23 protein-coding genes, 1 tRNA gene and 1 pseudogene are annotated in these 21215 nt (G+C 67.0%); 6 read left to right on the forward strand and 19 right to left on the reverse strand.

The window, feature by feature from the left end:
• Positions 1 to 29: 29 nt before the first annotated feature.
• Complete coding sequence (locus EV675_RS01430) at positions 30 to 251, reverse strand: hypothetical protein (protein WP_130355660.1); 222 nt, start codon at positions 249 to 251, stop codon at positions 30 to 32.
• A gap of 239 nt (positions 252 to 490) precedes the next feature.
• Here EV675_RS01430 and EV675_RS01435 point away from each other — a divergent pair, with 239 nt between their 5' ends.
• The 3 genes and pseudogenes from EV675_RS01435 to EV675_RS01445 all read left to right on the forward strand — a co-directional run bounded on the left by EV675_RS01435 (position 491) and on the right by EV675_RS01445 (position 1968).
• On the forward strand, positions 491 to 997 hold the full coding sequence (locus tag EV675_RS01435; protein ID WP_130355661.1) for a hypothetical protein: 507 nt from the start codon (positions 491 to 493) through the stop codon (positions 995 to 997).
• Between the two features lie 207 nt (positions 998 to 1204).
• Positions 1205 to 1540 (forward strand): annotated as a pseudogene (locus tag EV675_RS01440) (DUF1501 domain-containing protein); the annotation flags it as partial.
• A gap of 5 nt (positions 1541 to 1545) precedes the next feature.
• The gene (locus tag EV675_RS01445; protein WP_130355663.1) at positions 1546 to 1968 is read left to right on the forward strand and encodes a hypothetical protein; all 423 of its coding nucleotides are present in this window, start codon (positions 1546 to 1548) and stop codon (positions 1966 to 1968) included.
• Positions 1969 to 1991: 23 nt separating this feature from the next.
• On the opposite strand, the gene EV675_RS01450 is transcribed toward EV675_RS01445, so the two are convergent.
• The gene (locus tag EV675_RS01450; RefSeq protein ID WP_130355664.1) at positions 1992 to 3233 is read right to left on the reverse strand and encodes an MFS transporter; all 1242 of its coding nucleotides are present in this window, start codon (positions 3231 to 3233) and stop codon (positions 1992 to 1994) included.
• Positions 3234 to 3436: 203 nt separating this feature from the next.
• Between EV675_RS01450 and infA the strand changes: the two genes are divergently transcribed.
• The gene (gene infA, locus EV675_RS01455; protein ID WP_130355665.1) at positions 3437 to 3700 is read left to right on the forward strand and encodes a translation initiation factor IF-1; all 264 of its coding nucleotides are present in this window, start codon (positions 3437 to 3439) and stop codon (positions 3698 to 3700) included.
• Positions 3701 to 3768: 68 nt separating this feature from the next.
• On the opposite strand, the gene EV675_RS01460 is transcribed toward infA, so the two are convergent.
• From EV675_RS01460 to petA, 13 genes are all read right to left on the reverse strand, one after another.
• Positions 3769 to 3975 (reverse strand): cold-shock protein, encoded by a 207-nt coding sequence (locus EV675_RS01460; protein WP_087838584.1) that lies wholly within the window; start codon positions 3973 to 3975, stop codon positions 3769 to 3771.
• A 209-nt stretch (positions 3976 to 4184) separates the two neighbouring features.
• Positions 4185 to 4260, reverse strand: a tRNA-Thr gene (locus tag EV675_RS01465).
• A 33-nt stretch (positions 4261 to 4293) separates the two neighbouring features.
• Positions 4294 to 5109, reverse strand: a complete 816-nt coding sequence (locus EV675_RS01470) for a sulfurtransferase (RefSeq protein ID WP_130355666.1) — start codon at positions 5107 to 5109, stop codon at positions 4294 to 4296.
• A 19-nt stretch (positions 5110 to 5128) separates the two neighbouring features.
• A complete protein-coding gene (locus EV675_RS01475; RefSeq protein WP_165404379.1) occupies positions 5129 to 6547 on the reverse strand; it encodes an MFS transporter in 1419 nt (472 codons plus the stop codon).
• A complete protein-coding gene (locus EV675_RS01480; protein ID WP_130355668.1) occupies positions 6547 to 7329 on the reverse strand; it encodes an ABC transporter ATP-binding protein in 783 nt (260 codons plus the stop codon). Before EV675_RS01480 ends, EV675_RS01475 begins: the two co-directional genes overlap by 1 nt.
• A complete protein-coding gene (locus EV675_RS01485) occupies positions 7322 to 8143 on the reverse strand; it encodes an ABC transporter permease (RefSeq protein WP_130355669.1) in 822 nt (273 codons plus the stop codon). The genes EV675_RS01480 and EV675_RS01485 overlap by 8 nt, the downstream gene beginning before the upstream one ends.
• Positions 8136 to 9170 (reverse strand): ABC transporter substrate-binding protein, encoded by a 1035-nt coding sequence (locus EV675_RS01490; RefSeq protein ID WP_130355670.1) that lies wholly within the window; start codon positions 9168 to 9170, stop codon positions 8136 to 8138. The genes EV675_RS01485 and EV675_RS01490 overlap by 8 nt, the downstream gene beginning before the upstream one ends.
• Before the next feature lie 5 nt (positions 9171 to 9175).
• Entirely contained in the window at positions 9176 to 10093 is a 918-nt protein-coding gene (locus EV675_RS01495) for a TauD/TfdA dioxygenase family protein (protein ID WP_165404380.1), read from the reverse strand.
• A gap of 139 nt (positions 10094 to 10232) precedes the next feature.
• Positions 10233 to 10766: a ClpXP protease specificity-enhancing factor gene (locus tag EV675_RS01500; RefSeq protein ID WP_130355672.1), complete on the reverse strand. Its 534-nt coding sequence runs from the start codon at positions 10764 to 10766 to the stop codon at positions 10233 to 10235.
• Positions 10767 to 10860: 94 nt separating this feature from the next.
• Positions 10861 to 11472, reverse strand: a complete 612-nt coding sequence (locus EV675_RS01505) for a glutathione S-transferase N-terminal domain-containing protein (RefSeq protein ID WP_087838592.1) — start codon at positions 11470 to 11472, stop codon at positions 10861 to 10863.
• A gap of 84 nt (positions 11473 to 11556) precedes the next feature.
• Positions 11557 to 12399 carry a cytochrome c1 gene (locus EV675_RS01510; protein WP_207221956.1) on the reverse strand — a complete coding sequence of 281 codons (843 nt, stop codon included), beginning with the start codon at positions 12397 to 12399 and terminating at the stop codon, positions 11557 to 11559.
• A 50-nt stretch (positions 12400 to 12449) separates the two neighbouring features.
• Complete coding sequence (locus EV675_RS01515) at positions 12450 to 13835, reverse strand: cytochrome b (RefSeq protein ID WP_130355674.1); 1386 nt, start codon at positions 13833 to 13835, stop codon at positions 12450 to 12452.
• A gap of 128 nt (positions 13836 to 13963) precedes the next feature.
• Positions 13964 to 14572: a ubiquinol-cytochrome c reductase iron-sulfur subunit gene (petA, locus tag EV675_RS01520; protein ID WP_130355675.1), complete on the reverse strand. Its 609-nt coding sequence runs from the start codon at positions 14570 to 14572 to the stop codon at positions 13964 to 13966.
• 215 nt (positions 14573 to 14787) lie between these two features.
• Here petA and mscL point away from each other — a divergent pair, with 215 nt between their 5' ends.
• Positions 14788 to 15228 (forward strand): large conductance mechanosensitive channel protein MscL, encoded by a 441-nt coding sequence (gene mscL, locus EV675_RS01525; RefSeq protein ID WP_130355676.1) that lies wholly within the window; start codon positions 14788 to 14790, stop codon positions 15226 to 15228.
• Positions 15229 to 15492: 264 nt separating this feature from the next.
• On the opposite strand, the gene EV675_RS01530 is transcribed toward mscL, so the two are convergent.
• Positions 15493 to 16317: a Nif3-like dinuclear metal center hexameric protein gene (locus EV675_RS01530; protein ID WP_130355677.1), complete on the reverse strand. Its 825-nt coding sequence runs from the start codon at positions 16315 to 16317 to the stop codon at positions 15493 to 15495.
• A 36-nt stretch (positions 16318 to 16353) separates the two neighbouring features.
• Between EV675_RS01530 and EV675_RS01535 the strand changes: the two genes are divergently transcribed.
• Positions 16354 to 17532, forward strand: coding sequence for a S1C family serine protease (locus EV675_RS01535; protein ID WP_130355678.1), 1179 nt, complete (start codon positions 16354 to 16356; stop codon positions 17530 to 17532).
• Between the two features lie 9 nt (positions 17533 to 17541).
• Here the strand turns inward: EV675_RS01535 and EV675_RS01540 are convergent, their stop codons facing one another.
• The 3 genes from EV675_RS01540 to EV675_RS01550 are packed head-to-tail and all read right to left on the reverse strand — an operon-like array spanning position 17542 to position 21136.
• Positions 17542 to 18270: an ABC transporter ATP-binding protein gene (locus EV675_RS01540; protein ID WP_207221957.1), complete on the reverse strand. Its 729-nt coding sequence runs from the start codon at positions 18268 to 18270 to the stop codon at positions 17542 to 17544.
• A gap of 14 nt (positions 18271 to 18284) precedes the next feature.
• Positions 18285 to 20105 carry a branched-chain amino acid ABC transporter ATP-binding protein/permease gene (locus EV675_RS01545; RefSeq protein ID WP_130355680.1) on the reverse strand — a complete coding sequence of 607 codons (1821 nt, stop codon included), beginning with the start codon at positions 20103 to 20105 and terminating at the stop codon, positions 18285 to 18287.
• Entirely contained in the window at positions 20102 to 21136 is a 1035-nt protein-coding gene (locus tag EV675_RS01550; protein ID WP_130355681.1) for a branched-chain amino acid ABC transporter permease, read from the reverse strand. Before EV675_RS01550 ends, EV675_RS01545 begins: the two co-directional genes overlap by 4 nt.
• Positions 21137 to 21215 lie beyond the last annotated feature (79 nt).

A 21215-nucleotide genomic window follows, 5' to 3' on the forward strand; every position in this document is an offset into this window, starting at 1 on the left:
TGCGGAGGAGGGCTTCACCAGCACCGTCGCTAGCCCCTTGGATCGCGATTGAACTGGATCGTATTCCGAGCAAAGTTAGCCAGGACGAAGCCGTCAACATCAAGAATTTGCCCCGCGAGGAAATCGGGCTGGTCTCCGACCTCGTGAGCCTTCTCCACCGCCGCCACAAGAGTCAAACCCCCAGCTTCCACCAGATCTGGGCCTTCCTCGGAAGCGCGCATCCATGCGACTCTGAACGCTGATTGGTCCATCTCATCTCCTTGTTATTGTTCCGATTTGCACCGCTCGTGAGCACGTATAGGCCCGTCTGGCCAACCGTGGAGCCGATAGCGCAGCAGCCTGTCGCGCAAGCGACTTTGCCTCCCCATTGCCCCTGCGCTTCCGCTTTGCGTTTGCAATGCCTGCCCAGACCCCTCGACGCGTGAGTTCGGGAGCTATACGAGGTAGGTCAGTGCGATTCACGCACGCTACTTCAATACAAGGAAATTCCATGAGCGACCAAGAAACCAGAACCATACCGGTGCGTTCGGCTGGCACGATCATCAGCCAGACAGAAGAACTCGCCGCGGTTTTGATGAAGAACATATTTCAGCGGGAAGCTGCGGAAGCAGGATTTCTGTTCCACGAAAGCGAGTGCCCCAGAGCCAAGCACTGCTGGCGCCTGGCCTGCGAAATTCAGGAGATGCTCACTGACACGGATCCAGACGATGCTTTGTCAGAGTTGGGCGAGGACGAGCCTGGCGATACAACAATGCCCGAACCGTCAACTTTCCTGGTGATTCAGGAAGGTGGATCATCCCAGGAGCTGTACACCCATGTGTTTGATAACCGGGATGATGCTGACGCGTACCGAACGTCTTCGGCTGACGAGGGGTCATACCGGACGTCGTCGCCTATCGAAGTTCCTCTGTCTTTAGCGGATCATCCAGCCTTTGGCTGCGTCGCCGAGGCAATTGCCAAGGGTGCTGTTTCGGTCGACTTTCCTGAAGACGACTAAGCGATCAGGTACAACTTCCTCTAAGCCCGCCGCGCGCGGGCTTTTTCGTTTCCATCCTGGCCCGAACGCCGACTGGGCCAGAGCGCCCACTAGCCGTCTGCGTTCGAACTAGTAAGCGGGGTCACCCCGACTTAAGCAGGAGCTACTAAAAGGGCCTGAATAGGTGCCTTAAGTTGGCCATGGCCCCCAAAACCCCCAATGGAACACCTGGGCGATGCCTGGAACCAGACCGTCGTCCTGGTCGCCACCGAGTTCGGCCGCACCGCAGCCGTCAACGGCACCGGGGGCACCGACCACGGCACGGGCTCCGCCGCCATGCTGATAGGCGGCGCGGTCCGCGGCGGCCGCGTCATCGCCGACTGGCCTGGACTGGGCCAGTCCCGGCTTCTGGAAGCACGCGACCTGCGGCCCACCCTCGGGCTGCCCACGCTGATTGCCGCCGCGGCCGCCGAATGCTTCGCACTGGACCCGGAGCGCACGCTGCGAACGCTGTATCCTGGGCAGACGGCGGCGGGAAAGCTGCCGGCATTGCTGACGAGCTAGCCCCCATGCCCAAGGACCGCCCTCTCCCCTTCGCGCCGCCCCGCCGCCAGGCTGCCGCGCCGCGCAACTCGCTGCTGTGGATCTTCGAGCCGCTGGAACGGGACGCCGGCTATTCCAGCAAACGCATGTTCGGCTGCATCGCCGCCTACCTGGACGACCTGCTGTGCCTCGTGGTGGCCGACCGAGGCGATCCCTGGAGCGGCCTGCTGGTGTGCACGTCCAGGGATCGGCACGCCGCGCTGATCGACGACGAGCCGGCGCTGCGGCCCCATACGGTGCTGGGCAAGTGGCTGTACCTGCCCCAGGACCACGCGGAATTCGAAACCGCCGCGGCCAGGCTGGCCGAACTCGCGCGGGCGCGCGACCCGCGGCTGGGCGTCGCGCCCCAACCACGCGCCCGGCGAGCCAGGCGAGGCGCCGCGGCTTGACCGTTGCGGCGGCGTGACCTTCGTCAGCGCGCCCGGCGCTCCTGGGCGCCGGCATCGCCGCCCCGATCGCGCGGCAGGCAGACCAGCACCAGCAGCGAACACGCTCCCGCGCAGATGAAGGCAAAGCCATAGCCCCCGCCGGCCGAAACGAATATCGCGAACAGCGTGGGCGCCACCATGTTTGTCAGGTTGACCAGGATGCTGGACCCCGCGGCCGTTTCCGAGATCATGTGCGGCGGCGAACGGCGCGCGACTTCGGCGATCTGCACGCCGTTCCAGCTCGCGGCCGAACACCCCGCGACGAAGGCCAGCACGATGGCCGCCCACAGCGGCCACGCGGGACTGGTCAGCCCCAGCAGCGCCGTCGTCACCGCCGACAGCACGGCCGCGATCGACAGCACCGCCGTGGCCGACCGCAGGTAGTCGGACAGCCAGCCCAGCGCGATACGGCCGATCACCCCGCCCGCCTGCATGACCGCGAACACCATGCCGGCCCGCCCCAGGGAATAACCCAGCCCATCCACCAGATAGACCACGGTGAACGTGAACCAGCAGCTCTGGGATACGGCGAACAGGCTGCCCACGACGGAGATCTTCAGCAAGCCGCGGTTGTGCATCAGCGAGGCCAGGGGCACCCCCAGCGTACGCAGCGACCGCCACGTCGGCATCGGGAAGACGCGACCCGTTCGCGCGGGGATCTCGTCCAGGCCGGAACTCAGCCGCCAGGTCAGCACGATGGGCAGCAGCACGACCACCGCGCACGCAAGCAGGGCGATGCGCCAGCCCGCCAGCGCCACCACGGCGGGCACCAGCAGCCCCGCCATCACGCCGCCCAGCGGTACGCCGGCCTGCTTGATCGAGAACATCAGGTTGCGCTTGCCCGGCGGCGAAAATCTTTGCAGGACCTCGCTGCCGGCCGGGTTGGCGGCGCCATTGCTCAAACCCATGGCAAAACACGCGACCAGCGCCACGCCCAGGCTGGGATACAACAGAAATGCCAGGCAGGCCGCCCCCAGCGACAGCGTCAATTGCAGGGTCCGCATCCCGCCGACCTGCTTGAGCAGGGCGGAGCCCGCCAGCAGGATGGCCAGTCCGCCCATCGAATTGCTGGCGGTCAGGTAGCCGATGGAACTGCCGCTCCAGCCGAACTCCGCGGACATGGCCGGCGCGATGATGGGGATGAGGCGTGTCAGGAAAGACGAAATGGTCTGCAGAATGCAAATGGCCACTACGGGCATCAGCCAGGCCGGTGCGGTCCTTGTCATCGAGTCTCTTGCGTCGCGCTTGTCGGGAATGCCGTGGGAAAAATGCGGCGGCCCGCCCGGTAATTCGGGGTTTGCCCCATGATACCGCCAAGGGTCCCGACGGGCGTCGAAGACCGTGGCGGTTGCCCAATTGCGGCAAACAGTGCAACATGGCCCACCCGGGTCACGAGCTTTTTCGCCAGACCCATTTAGGAGCGAGCAGTTTGCCCAAGGAAGATTTGATCGAAATGCGTGGCGTGGTCAACGAGGTCCTGCCTGACTCACGGTTCCGGGTCACGCTGGAAAACGGCTTCGAAATCACCGCGTATTCCGGCGGAAAGATGCGTAAATTCAACATCCGCGTCCTGGCGGGCGACGACGTCACGCTGGAGATGTCCCCCTACGACATGACCAAGGGCCGCATCACGTTCCGCCACATCGCGGGACGCCCCGCCGCCGCCCCCGGCCCCAGGCCCCGGAAGAAGTAAAGCTGTCGCCCAAATGAAAACAGCTCCCGAGGGAGCTGTTGGCTTTCAGCCAGCCTGCTTGCGCAAGCTTAGAGGACCTTGATCTTGGTCGCGGCCGGGCCTTTCGCGCCCTGGCCGGCGATGAAGCTCACGCGCTGGTTCTCTTCCAGCGAGCGGTGGCCGCTGCCCTGGATTTCAGAAAAGTGCGCGAACAGATCCTTGCCGCCCGCGTCCGGCACGATGAAGCCGAAGCCCTTTTCCGAGTTGAACCACTTGACGATGCCTGTTTGTTCCATGTCATTTCCTTGATGATAAAAAAACGGATTTCCCGTCAACACACGACACTCAAGGAAGAAATGGGAACGACGAAGACCGCTATCGTGGACTTTGACTGACCTGGATTACGACTCTTGAAGGCCGTGGCTGGCGGACTATGGACTGGAAAAGGCAAGTTGTCAAATCGGCCTTGTCAGGACGCTTTCCATCCGCAGGAAGGACAAAGCATTGGTGCCGGTGAAAGGAATCGAACCCTCGACCTTCTCATTACAAGTGAGCTGCTCTACCAACTGAGCTACACCGGCAGAAGGCGGGATTGTAATGGAAATCGATGTCCGTCACGCCGGGGCCGCAGCCGCCAGCCGCGCAGGATCGCTGGACCACGCGCTCCACGAGCCCGCGTACAGCGCCGGCTTCACACCCAGGTCCTGCACGGCGGCGATCCAGTACGCGGCCGCCACGCCCGATCCGCAGTAGGCCACCACGGGCCGCTCGTCGTCGTCGAACAGGCCGAGCTTGCGCGCCAGGGCCTGGCGCTGGGCGAAGGGCAGCAGGCGGCCGTTCGCATCCTGCCAGATGCCGGCGGGACTGCTGACCGCGCCCGGCAGGTGGGACGGCTGCTTGCCGTCGCCCGCATGGGCCGCGGCGGTTCGTGCGTCAAACAGGCGATATGCCGGGAGATCGGCGGCGATGGCGTCCGTATCGATGGTGGACAGTTCAGGCGCGGGCGCCAGCGCGGAAAGGTGTACCGCGTCCGCCCCCCGGGCGGCCCAAGCCGCCAGGCCGCCATCCAGGATGCGAACGCGGGGCAGTCCGGCCCAGGTCAGCACCCACCATGCGCGCGCGGCGGCCGAGCCGTTGGCGGCGTCATAGACGACGATGTCGCCATCCGGGTCCAGGCCGGCCTCGGCCGTCCAGCGACGGACCGCTTCGGGCGTGGGCAGCGGCAGGCGGCCGCGGGCGGGATCGCCCGGCTCGGCGTAGTGCGTGGGCAGCGCGGTCTCGATGGATCCTGGAACGGGTTCGGCCGGCGCCGGGCCGGCATCGGGCGCGACGTAGACCACTGTCACGCTTCCCGAGGCCAGGGCGGCCGCCAGGGTTTCGGCGGAGATGAACGGGGAAACCGTGTCGGAAGCGGGAAGAACGGTGCTCATGGGGGCTCCTTGTGAAGAATCAGCGTTTGGTTTGCAGGAGGTCCCGGCCTGCCGTGGGCGGCATGGCGAGCGTCATTGCGGCGCTGGCCAGGGCGACGGCGCCCAGGACGAGGTAGGCCCAGGAATAGGCGGCATCGGCCGTGCCGGCCGCGGCCCCGCCCTGGAGCAGCAGCGCGGCCACGGCCACGCCCATGGCCACGGTCAGGTTCTGGATGGCCAGGAAGAAGCTGGTGGCGGCGGCCAGCCGGGGCCGCGCCACGTCGGCATAGGCCAGCGTGCCGTAGGCGTTCATCTGCAACGAGCGCGCCCAGCCGAAGCCGAACAGCGTGGCCGCGTAGGCGACCATGACCTCGCGCGGCGGCACCCATCCCGCCGCCGCCAGGCAGCCCGCCGCCAGCGCGCCGTGCAGGAACAGCCCCCGGCGGTATCCGGTCCGGCGCAGGATCCTGCCGCTGAAGAATTTCATCGCGAAGCCGCCCATGGCCGGTATCAGCACGACCAGCCCTGCCTCGAGCGGGCTGTAGCCGTCGCGCTGCTGCAAGGTCACGGGCAGCAGGAAAGGCACGCCGCCCACGGCGATACGAAAGACCGAACCGCCCGCCATCGCGTCGCGGAAGCTGCGCAATGTCAGCAGATCCAGGGCCAGCACGGGTTCGGCCGTGCGCCGCGCATGCCGCACATAGGCCGCCACCAGCAGCGCGCCGGCCGCCAGCGCCGCCACGGCCGGGCCCGTCCGGACCTGGGCCTCGGCCAGCGCCATCAGGCCCCACATCAGGCAGGCGAAGCCGATGCCGCTCAGCAGCGTGCCGCGCAGGTCGAACGCGCCCCCGCCCCGACCCTCGGTGGCGGGCAGGAAGCGCCGGACCAGCCACAGCGCGCCCAGGCACAGCGGCACGTTGATCCAGAATATCCAGCGCCATCCCACATAGGTCGTCAGGAGGCCGCCCAGGAACGGGCCGACCATCGGCGCGATCATGGCAAGCAGGATGACCAGCGCCATGGCCTCGACCAGTTCGTGCTTGGCGGCGGTGCGCAGCACGATCAGCCGGCCCACCGGCGCCATCAGCGCGCCCGCCATGCCCTGTACGAAGCGCAGCGCGATCAGGACGAAGGCGTTGGGCGCGAAACCGCAGGCTATGGAGCTGGCCAGGAACAGCCAGATCGCGCCGGCGAACACCCGCTTGTCGCCGTGGCGCTCGGCCAGCCTGCCGCTGAGCGGAATCAGGATGGTCAGCCCGAGCAGATAGGCGGTAATGGTCGCGCTGAGCGTGACCGTGTCCGAACCCAGGTCCGCCGCCATGGCGGGCAGCGCCGAGGCCACGCTGGTCGCGTCGAGCTGTTCGACGAAGAAGATGGACGAGACGATCCATGCGGTGCGCCGGGTCTGCGGCGACAGACGCTCGGGCGGCGCGGCCGCCGCGGTGGCTGCCGGAGGCATCAGGCCGCCCGGCGCACGCCGGCCGCGTCGACATCCGCCTCGGCCTCGCCCGCGATCAATGCGCGCAGTGCCTGCCGGACCGCCTGCCGCTGCGCCGGCGTTTCCCATTGCGCGCGCGGGAATTCGCCCACCACCCGCCCCGGCCGGTCGAACACCAGCACCCGGTCGGCCATGGACAACGCCTCGTCCAGCGAATGCGTGATCTGCAGCACGGTCTGCCCATGCGCCTTGGCGATGCGCTGGAAGTCGCCGCGCAGCGCGGCGGCGGTCACCTCGTCCAGCGCGCCGAAGGCCTCGTCGGCGATCATGACCTCGGGCCGGGTGATCAGCGCCCGCGCCAGCGCCACCCGCTGGCGCATGCCGCCCGACAGTTGCTGGGGATAGGCCTGTTCATGGCCGGCCAGGCCGACCTTGCACAGCAGTTCGACGGCCTGCGCCTCGGTATCCGGCGAACGGGTGCGCAGGATCTCCAGCGGCACCAGCACGTTGTCGAGCGCGGTGCGCCATGGCAACAGGCGATCGGTCTGGAACACGCAGCCTATGCGGCCGCGCAGGCGGTTGAAGTCGCGCAGGGGATCGACGCCCAGCACCCGCACCTTGCCGCCCGAAGCCTGCGCCAGGCCCAGGATCAGGTTGACCGCCGTCGATTTGCCGCAGCCCGTGCGGCCGACGATGCAGACGTGTTCCCCGGCGGACACGGAAAAACTCAGGTCGGCGATGGCGGGCGCGCGGCCCTTGCCGAACCGTTTCTCGACCTGGGTGAATGCGATGGCCTCAGGCATGGCTGCGTACTCCGTCGTGGCCGCGATACGACAGGAACCGGCGCTCGAAGCCGCTCAGCACCTGGTTGCTCAGGATGACGAAGGCCACCAGCACGGCCGTCCAGACGATGGTCTGGTCCATGCGGAACATCTCTTGCGACACGCGCAACTGGTGGCCGATGCCGGTAATGCCGCCCAGCAGCTCGGCCATGATGGTGACGCGCGTGGCATTGCCGATGTTGATCCGCCAAACCGTCAGCAGCGACGGCAGGACCGCCGGCCACCACAGGATGCGGGCCCGCTGCCACGGCGTGGGCCGCATGGACTGCACCAGGTCCACCCAGTCGCGCGGAATGCCGCGCAGTGCGTCGCGGGCCTGGTAGAAGAACGCGGGCAGCGCCGAGGTGACCACCACGAAGGCGATGCGCGCCTCGGCGTCCCGGAACCACAGGATGGCGAAGATGACCCAGCACAGGGACGGAATGCCCTGCTTGAGTTCGACCAGGGGCACCAGGAAGCGCTCGACGTGGACATTGCCGGCCACGGCCGCGCCCAGCAGGGACGACACCAGGAACGAGGCCAGCAGGTACGCCCAGATGCGCCCGTAGGTGATGGCGATGGCCGACCAGCCCTCCGGCGAGGCCAGCAGTTCGCCCGCGGTGGCCGCGATCTGCGCCAGCGAGGGGAAGAACATGGGAGTCGAATGATGCGACGCCCATTCCCACGCCCCCAGCATCAATGCGATGGCCAGCGCGCCTTCCCACGGCACGGCGGGCCAGGACAGCCGCCAGGCGCGCCGCCGTACCGGTGCGTTCGGCTCCGCGAGGCTACTCATTCCTTCCTTCCACGTCGAAGGCCGACACCAGCGAATCGAGCTCCGCGTCCGTCAGCGGCCGCGGCAGCTGGCCGCCCTCGGGCAGCAGCTTCTGCGTCAGCAGCGCCACCGTCTTGATGTGCCGGCGCAGGGGCTCGATGCGGGTCAGGTCGCGATAGCGCTCCAGCACGCCTTGCAGCGCGCCAACCTCGACCTGCGCGTCCTTGGACACCAGGCGGGCGGCCTCGGCCGGCTTTTGCCGGATGAACTCCGCCGCTTCGCGGTTGGCCGCGTAGAACTTGCGGATCAGCGCCTGGTTGGCGGCCTGGGCGATCCATGGCGAGGCAACGCCCAGCGTGATGGACGGTACGAAATCCGTGCCCGAGGCCTTCTGCCACACGGCCTTGTCGAACACCGGCAGCGAATGCAGGGCCCCCTTGCCCTGCGCGACCGCGGCGGCACCCTCGGTCGGATTGACCAGCAGGGCATCGACGCGCCCGAGTTGCAGCTCGGCCAGACCCGCGGCGCCGCGCGCGCTCGACGACTTGATCGTGACCTTGCCCAGGTCCACGCCCCGCGCCTGCAGGAACCACTTCGACAGCGCCCAGCTTCCGGTGATCGTGTCGGTCTGCACCACCTTGCCCTGCAGCTGCCTGACATCCGTGATCGCGGGGTCGCGGATGACGATGTCGGACTCGAAGTTGAAGATGTTCCACAGCAGCGTGAAATCGGCGCCCTGCTGCTTGAAGCGGCTGACCGCGGCGATCGCGGCGCAGAAGCAGACCGGATCCCGGCCCGTGGCGAAATCGGTATAGGCCACGTTGGAAGGCTTGGGCGTGACGGTCAGTTCGAACCCGTGCTTGCGGTCCAGCCCCAGCCGCTGGATCAGCACCGGTATCCAGATGCTTTGCGAAGGCGGCGAGAACACCGTGACCGCCAGCTTGGGCAGCGGCTCGGCCGCCTGGGCGATGGATGCCGTGGCGTTCACCGCCAGCCCCACGGCCAGCGCGGCGCCGATCTTGCGAAACAGCTCTTTCAGGTTTTCCATGGTGATCAATCCAGCACCGCGCGATGCAGCACGCGGTCTTGTCCCGCGTAGTTGAAGATGCCCCGATGCTGGACGATGCGGTTGTCCCAGATCAGCGCCGCGCCGGCCTCCCAGCGGTACTCGGTGCAGACTTCGGGCGACTTGATGAACTCGAACACGATTCCCAGCAGGTGGTCGCTGACCAGCCGGGGCACGCCCAGCACCCGCTGCGCATAGAGTTCGCAGGCGAAAAGCTGGCGCGCGCCGGTTTCCGGATGCACCCGCACCAGCGGCACCTCCAGCGGCGGCGTGTCCAGCCGTGCCTGGGCCAGCCGTTCCGGGTCGCCATAGGACATGGACACCAGCCCCATCTGGTCGGCGTTGTGCAGGATGGTCAGCGTGTCCAGATAGGCCGCGAAGCGCGGGTCGAGCAGCCGGTAGGCGGCCGTGGCGTTCGAGAACAGCGTCCCGCCGCCGTGCCTGGGCGCTTGGACGGCGTACAGGGCCGTGAACTTCTGCGGGCGTTCGCGATAGGCCTGGTCGATGTGCCAGATGTAGTTGGTGCGCGTCTTCTTGCGCGCCGAATCGATGGCATTGGCCTCGCCGCCCACGCGCGGCGCCTGCGGATTGCCGGCGAACCGGGGCGAGCCGAACAGCGCCGCGAACGGCTCGAAGTCGCCGGCCGCGACCGATCCCGGCTCGAACGACAGGAAGCCGTACTCCAGCAGGGAGCGGTAGAGGAAGGCCTGGACTTCGTCCGGTGTCGGGACCCCGGGCTGGAAGCGGAATCCCTGCACCAGGCCGCCCACGATGGGGGAATAGGGCTGGATGCGGATCTCGCCCAGGCGCGTCTCGTCGTAGCGATAAAGCTCGGGGTCGAGAATGCGGGGCTGGTGCAGCTCGGTATCCGCGGGCCGATGCAGCGGTTTGAGCAATGCGTTCATCGTCATTCGTCTCGCGAAAGAGAGCCAGAATAACGACGGCCGCCGCGCCCGCTAACGAATGTTTCCGAGTTTCGTTATACGCCGCGTGCAAGCGGAAGAGCGCGGGCGGGGCAACTGCCCCGCCGGCTCGGGAAGGAACTTACTTGATGACGGTCAGCTTCGGGCGGCCGCGATCGGGGCCGCCCGAAGGCGGGGGATCCGTATCGTCCGGCCCTTCGTCGGACGGGGCCGATGGCGTCTCGCCCGCCGGTACGGCGGACAACTGGGGACGGGACGCCGACACGTTTTCCTGCGGTTCGGCGGCGGCCCCATCGTCGACCACCGGGCTGTCGGGCGCGACGCCCGTGTCCGCCGCGGCGGACGGTCCGGCCTCGAAGGCCATGCCATGTCCGGTCTCGCGCGCGTAGATGGCCGTGACCGCATCCACGGGAACGGAAATCTGCCGCGCCACGCCACCGAAGCGCGCCTGGAACTCGATGAACTCGTTGCCCAGCTGCAGCTTGTGGGTGGCCAGCCGGCCGACGTTCAGGACGATCTCGCCGTTCTTGACGTGCTCGCGCGGCACCACCACCCGCTCGTCGACGGTTACCGCCAGATGAGGCGTGTAGCCGTTGTCGGTGCACCACTCGTGCAGCGCGCGGATCAGGTAAGGCTTGGTGGAGATTTCGCTCATGGTTGCATCCCTCGCGCGGCATGCCGCGGCTGGCCGACGGCCCGGACAGCAAGGGCCGCCGCGCGGGGCCGGCGGACGATCCGTGCGCTGCGCATCAGCGGCGCATGACCTTTTCGGACGGCGTCAGCGCCTCGATGTACGCCGGCCGCGAGAAGATGCGCTCGGCATACTTCTGCAACGGGGCGGCGTTCTTCGGCAGCTCGATGCCATAGTGGTCCAGGCGCCAGAGCAGCGGCGCGATCGCCACGTCCAGCATCGAGAACTCTTCGCCAAGCATAAACTTGTTTTTCAGGAAGATAGGCGCGAGCTGCGAGAGGCGGTCGCGGATCTGCTGGCGCGCCTGCTCGAGCGCCTTCTCGTCGGCGCGGCTTTCGCGGGCTTCCAGCGTGCCGACGTGCACGAACAGTTCCTTCTCGAAGTTGAACAGGAACAGCCGCGCGCGGGCGCGCATCACCGGATCGGCGGGCATCAGCTGCGGATGCGGGAACCGCTCGTCGATGTACTCGTTGATGATGTTCGACTCGTACAGCACCAGATCGCGCTCGACCAGGATGGGCACCTGGCCGTACGGGTTCATGACGGCGATGTCCTCGGGCTTGTTGTAGAGGTCGACGTCGCGGATTTCGAAATCCATGCCCTTTTCGAACAACACGAAACGGCAGCGTTGGGAGAACGGACACGTGGTTCCGGAGTAAAGCACCATCATGGCGGGGCCTCCGAGAGGGTATGTAAAAACGTTAAAGGGCCAGCCATCCAAGAGGATGCTGGCCCCGGACAGGTAGTTCGAGAACTACTTGACGTCCTTCCAGTACACGGCGTTCAGGCGCCAGGTGATGACCGTGAAGAAAGCCAGGAAAATCAGCACCCACACCCCCAGCCGCACGCGATGCTGCTGCACGGGCTCGGCCATCCACGACATGAACGCGACCAGATCGGCCACGTCGTTGTCGTACGCTTGCACCCGGGCCGGATCCTTGGCCGTGAAACGCGTTTCCATCGTTTCGTGGCCGTGGTAGTCGGCAACCGGCTCGTGCTTGACGGTGGCGGCGCCGTTCACGTCGTAAGTCGTCGTGACACGCTCCCAGCCGTGCTCGCCTTCGCCCCGGTGCATGGCGACGGTGGTGAGTTCGCGCGGACCCTGGCGCTCCCACAGCACATGGGGCATGCCCACGCTGGGAAAGACCAGGTTGTTCCAGCCCGTGGGCCGGGTATCGTCGCGGTAGAACGTACGCAGGTAGGTGTAGAGGTAATCGGCGCCCGACGGTCCGGCATTGACGGATTTCGCCCGGGCAATGACCGACAGGTCGGGAGGCGCGGCGCCGAACCATTCCTTCGCCTCTTTGGCGTTCATGGCAACGGTCATCATGTCGCCGACTTTGCCGTCCGAAAACAGGAGGTTGTCCTTGATCTGTTCGTCGGTCAGGCCGATGTCCTTGAGCCGATTGTACCGCATGGCCGAAGCGGCATGACAGTTCAGGCAATAGTTGACGAACAGTTTGGCCCCGTTTTGCAGGGCAGGCAGGTCGTTCAGGCGCGCGGGCGCCTTCTCCAGGTGATACCCGCCTTCGGCTGCCTGCACCCCAGTGCAGGCCAGCATCAGAATCAGTAGACCGAGCAGCTTCTTCATCGTGATATCCGTAGTCTGTCAGGCCGGCGCAACCGCCGCCGGCCCGGTGAACATCCTCAGTGGGCGGAGAAAGTGACCCGTTCGGGCACGGGCTTGAACGTGCCGAGCCGGCTCCAGAACGGCATCAGCAGGAAGAAGCCGAGGTAGAGGACCGTGCCGATCTGCGAGATCAGGTTGAAGACCTCGGTGGGCGGCTGCGTGCCCAGGTAGCCCAGCACCAGGAAGTTGACGATGAAGATGCCGTAGATCCACTTGTGCCAGCCCGGACGGTAGCGGATGGACTTGACGGGCGAATGGTCGAGCCAGGGCAGGAAGAACAGGATGACCACCGCGCCGCCCATCGTCAGCACGCCCCAGAACTTGGCGTCCCAGACGCGCAGCAGGACGGCGATCGCCAGCAGCACCACGACGATGGCGATCTTGGCCACGCCACTGACACGGCTCTTGAGCAGGAACCACACCGCCGCCGCGACCGCGGCGAACGCCAGCACCCAGGTGAAGTCGTCGGTGCAGGCACGCAGCATCGAGTAGAAGGGCGTGAAGTACCAGACCGGCGCGATGTGCGGCGGGGTCTTCAGCGGGTCGGCCGGGATGAAGTTGTTGTACTCGAGGAAGTAGCCGCCCATCTCCGGCGCGAAGAACACGATCGCGCTGAAGATCATCAGGAAGATGGCCACGCCGAACAGGTCATGCACGGAGTAGTAGGGGTGGAACGGGATGCCGTCGAGCGGAATGCCGTTGGCGTCCTTCTTGGCCTTGATCTCGACGCCGTCGGGGTTGTTGGAGCCGACTTCGTGCAGCGCGATGACGTGCGCCACGACCAGGCCCAGCAGCACCAGCGGCACGGCGATGACGTGGAACGAGAAGAAGCGGTTCAGGGTCGCGTCGGAGACGACGTAGTCGCCGCGTATCAGGATCGCCAGGTCGGGGCCGACGAACGGAATGGCCGAGAACAGGTTCACGATGACCTGGGCGCCCCAGTAGGACATCTGGCCCCAGGGCAGCAGGTAGCCCATGAAGGCTTCGGCCATCAGGCACAGGAAGATCGCCACGCCGAAGATCCAGACCAGTTCGCGCGGCTTGCGGTACGAGCCGTAGAACAGCCCGCGCAGCATGTGCAGGTACACCACGACGAAGAACATCGAGGCGCCGGTGGAGTGCATGTACCGGACCAGCCAGCCCCACGGCACTTCCCGCATGATGTATTCGACCGACTGGAACGCGCGTTCGGCGTCGGGCTTGTAGTGCATGACCAGGAAAATCCCGGTCACGATCTGGATGACCAGCACCAGGAGCGCCAGCGAGCCGAAGAAATACCAGAAATTGAAGTTCTTCGGTGCGTAGTACTCGGACAGGTGCGCTTTCCAGGTCGAGGTGAGCGGAAAGCGGGCGTCGATCCAGCCCAGAAGGCCAGTTGTCTCGACATTCTTCTCGCCAGCCATGGCTGCTGCTCCTTTTGCTCGGCGGGTTCGGCGCTGCGCTGCTTGGTGCCGCAACGCCGACGTGTTTCTATGGCTACGTTTGACAGGAGGACGCGGCTATCGCCTCCCCCGCTGCGAATGACTGGCGTTCAGGCCTTGTTGTTCTTGTCGACACCGACCACGATCTTGGTATCGGACACGAACTCGTAGGGAGGAATCGTCAGGTTGTCGGGCGACGGCTTGTTCTTGTACACCCGTCCGGCCATGTCGAAGGTCGACCCGTGGCAGGGGCACAGGAAGCCGCCGTGCCAATCGGCCGGCAGGCTGGGCTGGGGCCCGGTGGCGAACCGGGCGGTGGGCGAGCACCCGAGGTGCGGGCAGATGCCGACGGCGACGAGGTACTCGGGCTTGATCGAGCGGTACTCGTTGCGCGCGTACTCGGGCGTGATTTCGTTCGGATTGCGCTCGGAATTCGGGTCGGCGAGCTGGGCGTCGACTTCCTTCAGCGTGGCAAGCTGCTCGGGCGTACGGCGGATGATCCAGACCGGCTTGCCGCGCCACTCGACGGTGCGCATTTCACCGGGCTGCATGTCTCCAATTTCGACCTCCACCGGAGCACCCGCCGCCTTCGCCCGTTCGGACGGGGCGAACGTGCTGACGAAAGGAACGGCCACGCCTACAGCCGCGACTCCCCCGACAGCACAGGTGGTTCCGACCCAAAACCGGCGGTCGGCGTCTACCACTTTGTCCTGACTCATTGATTGACCCTCAAGATTACTTCTTCTCTTAGCACTTGAAAGCAGATTGGCGCTCTTGGCGGACCGGCGCCTTATAGTAACCTTCGAGTATAACGCAATGCCTACAGGCCCCGACAGACTTCGTAGCACATTCGCCATCGCGCCATTGCGGCCGAGGTTCCCGCTGCGCAAAAAAATAAGAGATACTTCGCGCAACAACAAACGGGAGGTGGTCCATGAGCATCATGAAGGAATTCCGCGATTTCGCGATGCGCGGCAATGTCGTCGACCTCGCGGTCGGTGTGATCATCGGCGCGGCGTTCGGCAAGATCGTCGATTCCCTGGTCAAAGACATCGTCATGCCGATCGTCAACGTCATCCTGGGCGGCAACGTCGATTTCAGCAACAAGTTCATCGTACTCCGGGCGCCGGCCGACTACGCCGGCCCGCAGACGTACGACGCCCTCAGCAAGGCCGGCGCCACCCTGCTCGGGTGGGGTAATTTCCTGACCATTCTGATCAACTTTGTGTTGCTGGCCTTCGTCATTTTCTGGATGGTCAAGGCCATGAACCGCGCGCAGGCCCGCTTCACCAAGGAAGCCCCGCCCCCCGCGCCCGCGCCGACACCGGAAGACGTCGAACTGCTGCGCGAAATCCGCGATCTGCTGAAGAAGTAGGTCCCCCCTACGCCCTTCGGGCGCCCCCCAGGGGGCGATGCGGGTGGACCGGCGGAGCCGGATCCACTGCATCCTGGGTCTAGTACCCGTTTCTTGGGTTGTGGCACCGGTGCTATCGCTGGCAGCCAGCGGTAGCAACCGTGCTTCAGTCCAAGATAGTTTCCCTAGACCCAGGAAACCGCGGATCTGGCTTTGCCAGTCCGCCAGTTTCGCCCCCTTGAGGGGGCCCGCGTAAGCGGGTAGGGGGTGGGCTTCCCCCCCCCCTCAGATTGGGTTGTCGATGTCGATGAAATCCACCCGGATGCCGAAGCGGTCGGCGATGGCGCGGCCCAGGGCCTGGACGCCGTAGCGTTCGGTGGCGTGGTGGCCGGCGGCCAGGAAGGCGGTGGTGGTTTCGCGGGCGAGGTGGACGGTGGGTTCGGAGATCTCGCCGGTGATGTAGGTCTGGGCGCCGGCGTCGATGGCGTCCTGGAGCATGCCCTGGGCCGCTCCGGTGCACCAGGCGACGCGGCCCACGGGGCGGGAGGGGTCGCCGATCAGCATGGGTTCGCGCCGCAGGCGCTGGGCGATGCGGGCCGCCAGGTCGCCCACCGTGGCCAGGCCGGGGGCCTGGCCCAGCCAGATCAGGCCGTCGTGGCCGGCGGTCTGGGGCACGCCCTCCACCAGGTGGGGGGCCAGGCCCAGCACCTCGGCCAGTTGTGCGTTGTTGCCCCACCGGGGGTGGGCATCCAGGGGAAGATGGTAGGCGAACAGGTTCAGGTCATGGCCCAGGACCAGCGACAGGCGGGTGCGCCGGGTGCCCCGCACGCGGGGATCCTCGTTCTTCCAGAACCAGCCGTGGTGGACCAGGAGGCCGTCGGCCCCGGCGTCGATGGCGTGCCGGATGGCGGCCTCGGAGGCGGTGACGGCGGCGATAATATGCCGGACCACGGGCCGGCCCTCGACCTGCAGGCCGTTCGGACAGTAGTCGCGAAACCGGGCAACCTGCAGTTCGGCGGCCAGCCAGGATGCGAGTTCCTCGGCGCTGACGCCACCCGCGCCCCCCGCTGGTGCATGGGTTTGCGCTGAGGCCCGCTCGCCTGCGATCATTGTCAATCTCCTAAGCTAGGGAAAAGTATTTTGCACATGCGCCGACTATGGCTGATCTTTGCCCAGACCACCACCGTCTGTCTGGCCATTTTATTCATCGTCGCCACCCTGCGCCCCGAATGGCTGCCACGCCGCGGGGGCCCGGGCAGCAATAACGCCATCGTCGTCCCGTTCTTCGAGGCCTCGCCCTCGCCGACCGGCGAAGGCGGCGCGACTGCGTCCTATGCGGCGGCCACCCACAAGGCGGCGCCGGCCGTGGTGAACATCTTCACCAGCAAGGACACGCCCCAGCAACCCGCCTATCCGTTCTCCGACGACCCGGTGTTCCGGCGCTTCTTCGGCGAACCCGATACCAATCCGGAGCCCGTCTCCAGCCTGGGATCGGGCGTCATCGTCAGCCCGGAAGGCTACATCCTGACCAACAACCACGTGATCGAGGCCGCGGACGAGATCGAAGTGGCGCTGGCCGACGGCCGCAAGGGCAAGGCCACCCTGGTCGGGTCCGACCCCGAGACCGACCTGGCGGTGCTGAAACTGGCGCTGCCCAACCTGCCCTCGGTCACCTTCGGCCGGGCCGAAGACCTCCAGGTGGGCGACGTGGTGCTGGCCATCGGCAACCCGTTCGGCGTGGGCCAGACCACGACCATGGGCATCGTCTCGGCCCTGGGCCGCACCCACCTGGGCATCAACACCTTCGAGAACTTCATCCAGACCGATGCCGCCATCAACCCCGGCAACTCCGGCGGCGCGCTGATCGACGCCCAGGGCAACCTGGTCGGCATCAACACCGCCATCTATTCGCGCTCGGGCGGCTCGCTGGGCATAGGCTTCGCGATCCCCGTCAGCACGGCGCGCCAGGTGATGGAGCAGTTGATCACGACCGGCACGGTCACGCGGGGCTACATAGGCGTCGAGCCGCAGGACCTGACGGCCGAACTGGCCGACGCCTTCAAGCTGTCGCGCAAGGAAGGCGTCATCATCGCCGGCGTGGTGCGCGGCGGGCCGGCGGCCAAGGCCGGGATCCGCACGGGCGACATCGTCGTGTCGGTCGCCGACAAGACCATCCTGGACACCACCACGATGCTCAACGCCATCGCCCAGCTGCCGCCGGGCGAAAAGGTGGCAATCAAGATCGTCCGCGGCGGGCAGGAAATGGAAACCAGCGTGACCATAGGCACGCGCCCCAAGCCCAGGCGCGAGGTCCAGCAACCCTGATGCCGGGCGCTACTTGCGGCCCAGGCCCAGGTAGCTCTCGACCACGCGCGGATCGTCCGCCAGTTCGCGGGCCGGGCCGGCCAGCACCACCTGGCCGGTCTCCAGCACATAGGCGTAGTCGGCCGTCTGCAGGGCTGCGCGGGCGTTCTGTTCGACCAGCAGGATGGCCACGCCCCGGCGCCGCAGTTCGGCGATGATCAGGAAGATTTCCTTGACGATGCGGGGCGCCAGCCCCAGCGAGGGCTCGTCCAGCAGCAGCAGGCGGGGCTTGGCCATGAGGGCGCGCCCCAGGGCCAGCATCTGGCGCTCGCCGCCCGACAGGGTGGCGGCCAACTGGTGGCGGCGCTCCTTGAGCCGGGGGAACAGCCCGTAGACCTCCTCCATCGACGCGGCCTGGTCGCGGTGGCCCGAGCGATAGCGCTGGAAGGCGCCCAGCAGCAGGTTGTCCTCGACGCTCATCTCGCCGAACAGCTCGCGTTTCTCGGGCACGAGGTTCAGGCCCGCGGCAACCATCTGTTCGATCTCCACGCGCCGCTGGGGCCGCCCTTCCAGGCTGATCGCACCGCGCGCCGGCAACAGCCCCATGATGGCCGACAGCAAGGTGGTCTTGCCCGCGCCGTTGGGGCCGATCACCGTCACGATGGTGCCCGCCGGCACCGCCAGGTCTATGCCATGCAGCGCCTCGACCTTGCCGTAGGACACGCACAGGCCGGAAACCTCGAGCAGCGGCGCGGCCATTGCCTCCGGACCCGTCATTCCACACCTCCCAGATACGCTTCCAGCACGCGCGGATCGCGTTGCACGTCCTCGGGCAAGCCCTCGGCGATCTTCTCTCCGAACTCCATCACCACCACGCGGTCGGCCAGGCCCATGACAAAGTCCATGTCGTGCTCGACCAGCAGGATGGCCATGCCCTCGGCGCGCAGCGCCTTCAGGGTATCGGACAGGGCCTGCTTCTCGAGGTAGCGCAGGCCGGCCGCCGGCTCGTCCAGCAGCAGCAGGCAGGGATCGGCGCACAGCGCGCGGGCGATCTCCAGCATGCGCTGCTTGCCCAGCGGCAGCGAGCCCGCCGCCACGTGCAGGGCGTCGCCCAGCCCCACGCGCCGCGCCTGCCGCGCCGCTTCGGCCAGCAGGCGCGCCTCTTCACGGCGCTCCAGGTGCAGGCTGCCCAGCACCAGGCCCGACAGCAGTCCCGGGCGCTCGCGCAGGTGGGCGCCCAGCGCGATGTTCTCGATCACGGTCATCTGCGGCAGCAGGCGCACGTGCTGGAAGCTGCGGCCCATGCCCAGCGCGGCGATCTCGCGCGAGGGCCGGCCGGTCACGTCCCGTCCGCGGAAAACCACCTTCCCCGAGGAAGGGTCGTCCACGCCGGACAGCAGGTTGAACATGGTGCTCTTGCCGGCGCCGTTGGGGCCGATCAAGGCCAGCACCCCGCCGGCCGGAACGGTGAAACTGATGTCGTTGTTGGCCACCAGCCCGCCGAACCGCTTGGTCAGACCCCGGGCTTCCAGCACGACCTCGCCGTGCGCCGGCTGCGCGCGCCGGGCCAGCGGCGGCGCCCCCTCGTCCACGGCGCGGCGCGCCTCGGCCAGCGGCAGGCAGCGCCGGGCCAGGCGGACGATCACGGGCCAGAGCCCGTCCGGCGCGCGCTGCAGGGCAACCACGAGCAGGATGCCGAAGACGATGCTCTCGAAATTGCCCGAGGCGCCCAGCAGGCCGGGCAGCAGGTCCTGCAGCCACTGCTTGAGCATGGTGACCAGGCCGGCGCCGACCAGCGCGCCCCAGACCTGCCCCGCCCCGCCGATGACGGCCATGAAGAGGTATTCGATGCCGATGTGCAGGCCGAACGGCGTGGGGTTCACGAACCGCTGCATGTGGGCGTACAGCCATCCCGAGACACAGGCCAGCAGGGCCGCGATCATGAAGATTGCGATGCGCGAGCGGGCGGTGTCCACGCCCATGGACTCGGCCATCACCATGCCGCCCTTCAGCGCCCGGATGGCCCGGCCTTCGCGCGAATCCAGCAGGTTGCTGACCAGCAGCATGGACAGCAGCAGAATCGCCCAGATCAGCCAGAACAGGTGCCTGCCCTTGGACAGATCCAGCCCGAAGACCGAGATGGGCGGCAGGCCGGACAATCCGGTATGGCCGCCCAGGAAATCCAGCGTCCCGAACAGGAAGTACAGGCTCAGGCCCCAGGCGATGGTGCCCAGCGGCAGGTAGTGCCCCGACAGGCGCAGCGCGATCGCGCCCAGCACCCAGGCCGCCACGGCCGTGACCAGGAGCCCGGCCAGCAGCCCCAGCCAGGGCGATCCGCCCAGCCACGCGAAAGCGGGCGGCAGCGTCGCGATGGACAGCCAGGCGCTGGTGTAGGCGCCCAGGCCCACGAAGGCCGCCTGGCCGAACGAGGTCACCCCGCCCACGCCGGTCAGCAGCACCAGGCCCAGCGCCACCAGCGCGTACAGGCCGATGTAGTTCAGCAGCGTGACGGTGAACTCGGACATCCCGAACACGGCGGCGACGAGCAGGACGAGGCCGGCGCCGACGAACCAGATGGGACGCAGCCGCATCATTCTTCCTCCACGTGGCGCGAGGCGAGCGAGCGCCAGATCAGCACCGGAATGATCAGCGTGAACACGATGACTTCCTTGTAGGCGCTGGCCGCGAACGACGAGAAGGCCTCCAGCAGGCCCACCAGCACCGCGCCGGCGGCGGCCAGCGGATAGCTGCCCAGGCCGGCGATGATGGCGGCCACGAAGCCCTTCAAGCCGATCAAAAAGCCCGTGTCGTAGTAGATGGTCGTGATGGGCGCGATAAGGATGCCCGAGAAGGCTCCGATCAGCGCGCACAGCGTGAAGCTCAGCTTGCCGGCCAGGCTGGTCGGGATGCCCATCAGGCGGGCGCCGACGCGGTTTACCGCCGTGGCGCGCAGGGCCTTGCCGTACAGCGTCCGGCCGAACAGCACCGTCAGCGCCAGGATGAGGGCGATGGAGGATCCGACCACCCACAGCGTCTGCGCCGAGACCGGAATGCCACCCAGTTCGATGCCGCCGTCGGTGAAGGGCGAAGTGCGCGCGCCCTCGGCGCCGAAGAACAGGAGCCCCAGCCCCACCATGGCCACGTGCACCGCCACCGAGACGATCAGCAGCACCAGCACGCTGCTCTCGGCCACCGGCTGGAAGGCCAGGCGCCAGACCATGGGGCCGATCGGCACCACGACCAGCAGGGCGAACAGGATCTGCACGATCAGCGGCATCTGCTGGAAATCGACGAGACGCGCCGCGGCGAAGATCAATGCGGGATAGAGCAGGTTCCAGCCGGCGGCCCGCGGAACGGCGCGCCAGTCCTGACGCCGCCAGGCGGTCCACAGCTCCACCAGCATGACGGCGCCGCCGCCCATGGCCAGCAGCCAGACCGTTCCCGGCAACTGGCCGGCCTGCAGGCCAGCCAGGGTCAGGGCGCCCCAGGCGACGAACTCGCCCTGGGGAATGAAGATCACGCGCGTGACCGTGAAGGCCAGCACCAGCGCCATCCCCAGCAGCGCATAAATGGCGCCGTTGACGACGCCGTCCTGGATCAGGAAAAGGGCGATCTGTAAATCCATGTCAGCTCCGCCGGATCGCCCCAAGAGGGTGACGAATTCAATAAGTGCAAGGGTTGTTTTACGTCCAAAGCACAGCCAA

This window comes from Pigmentiphaga kullae (assembly GCF_004216695.1).
GTDB classification, from domain to species: Bacteria; Pseudomonadota; Gammaproteobacteria; order Burkholderiales; family Burkholderiaceae_B; genus Pigmentiphaga; species Pigmentiphaga kullae.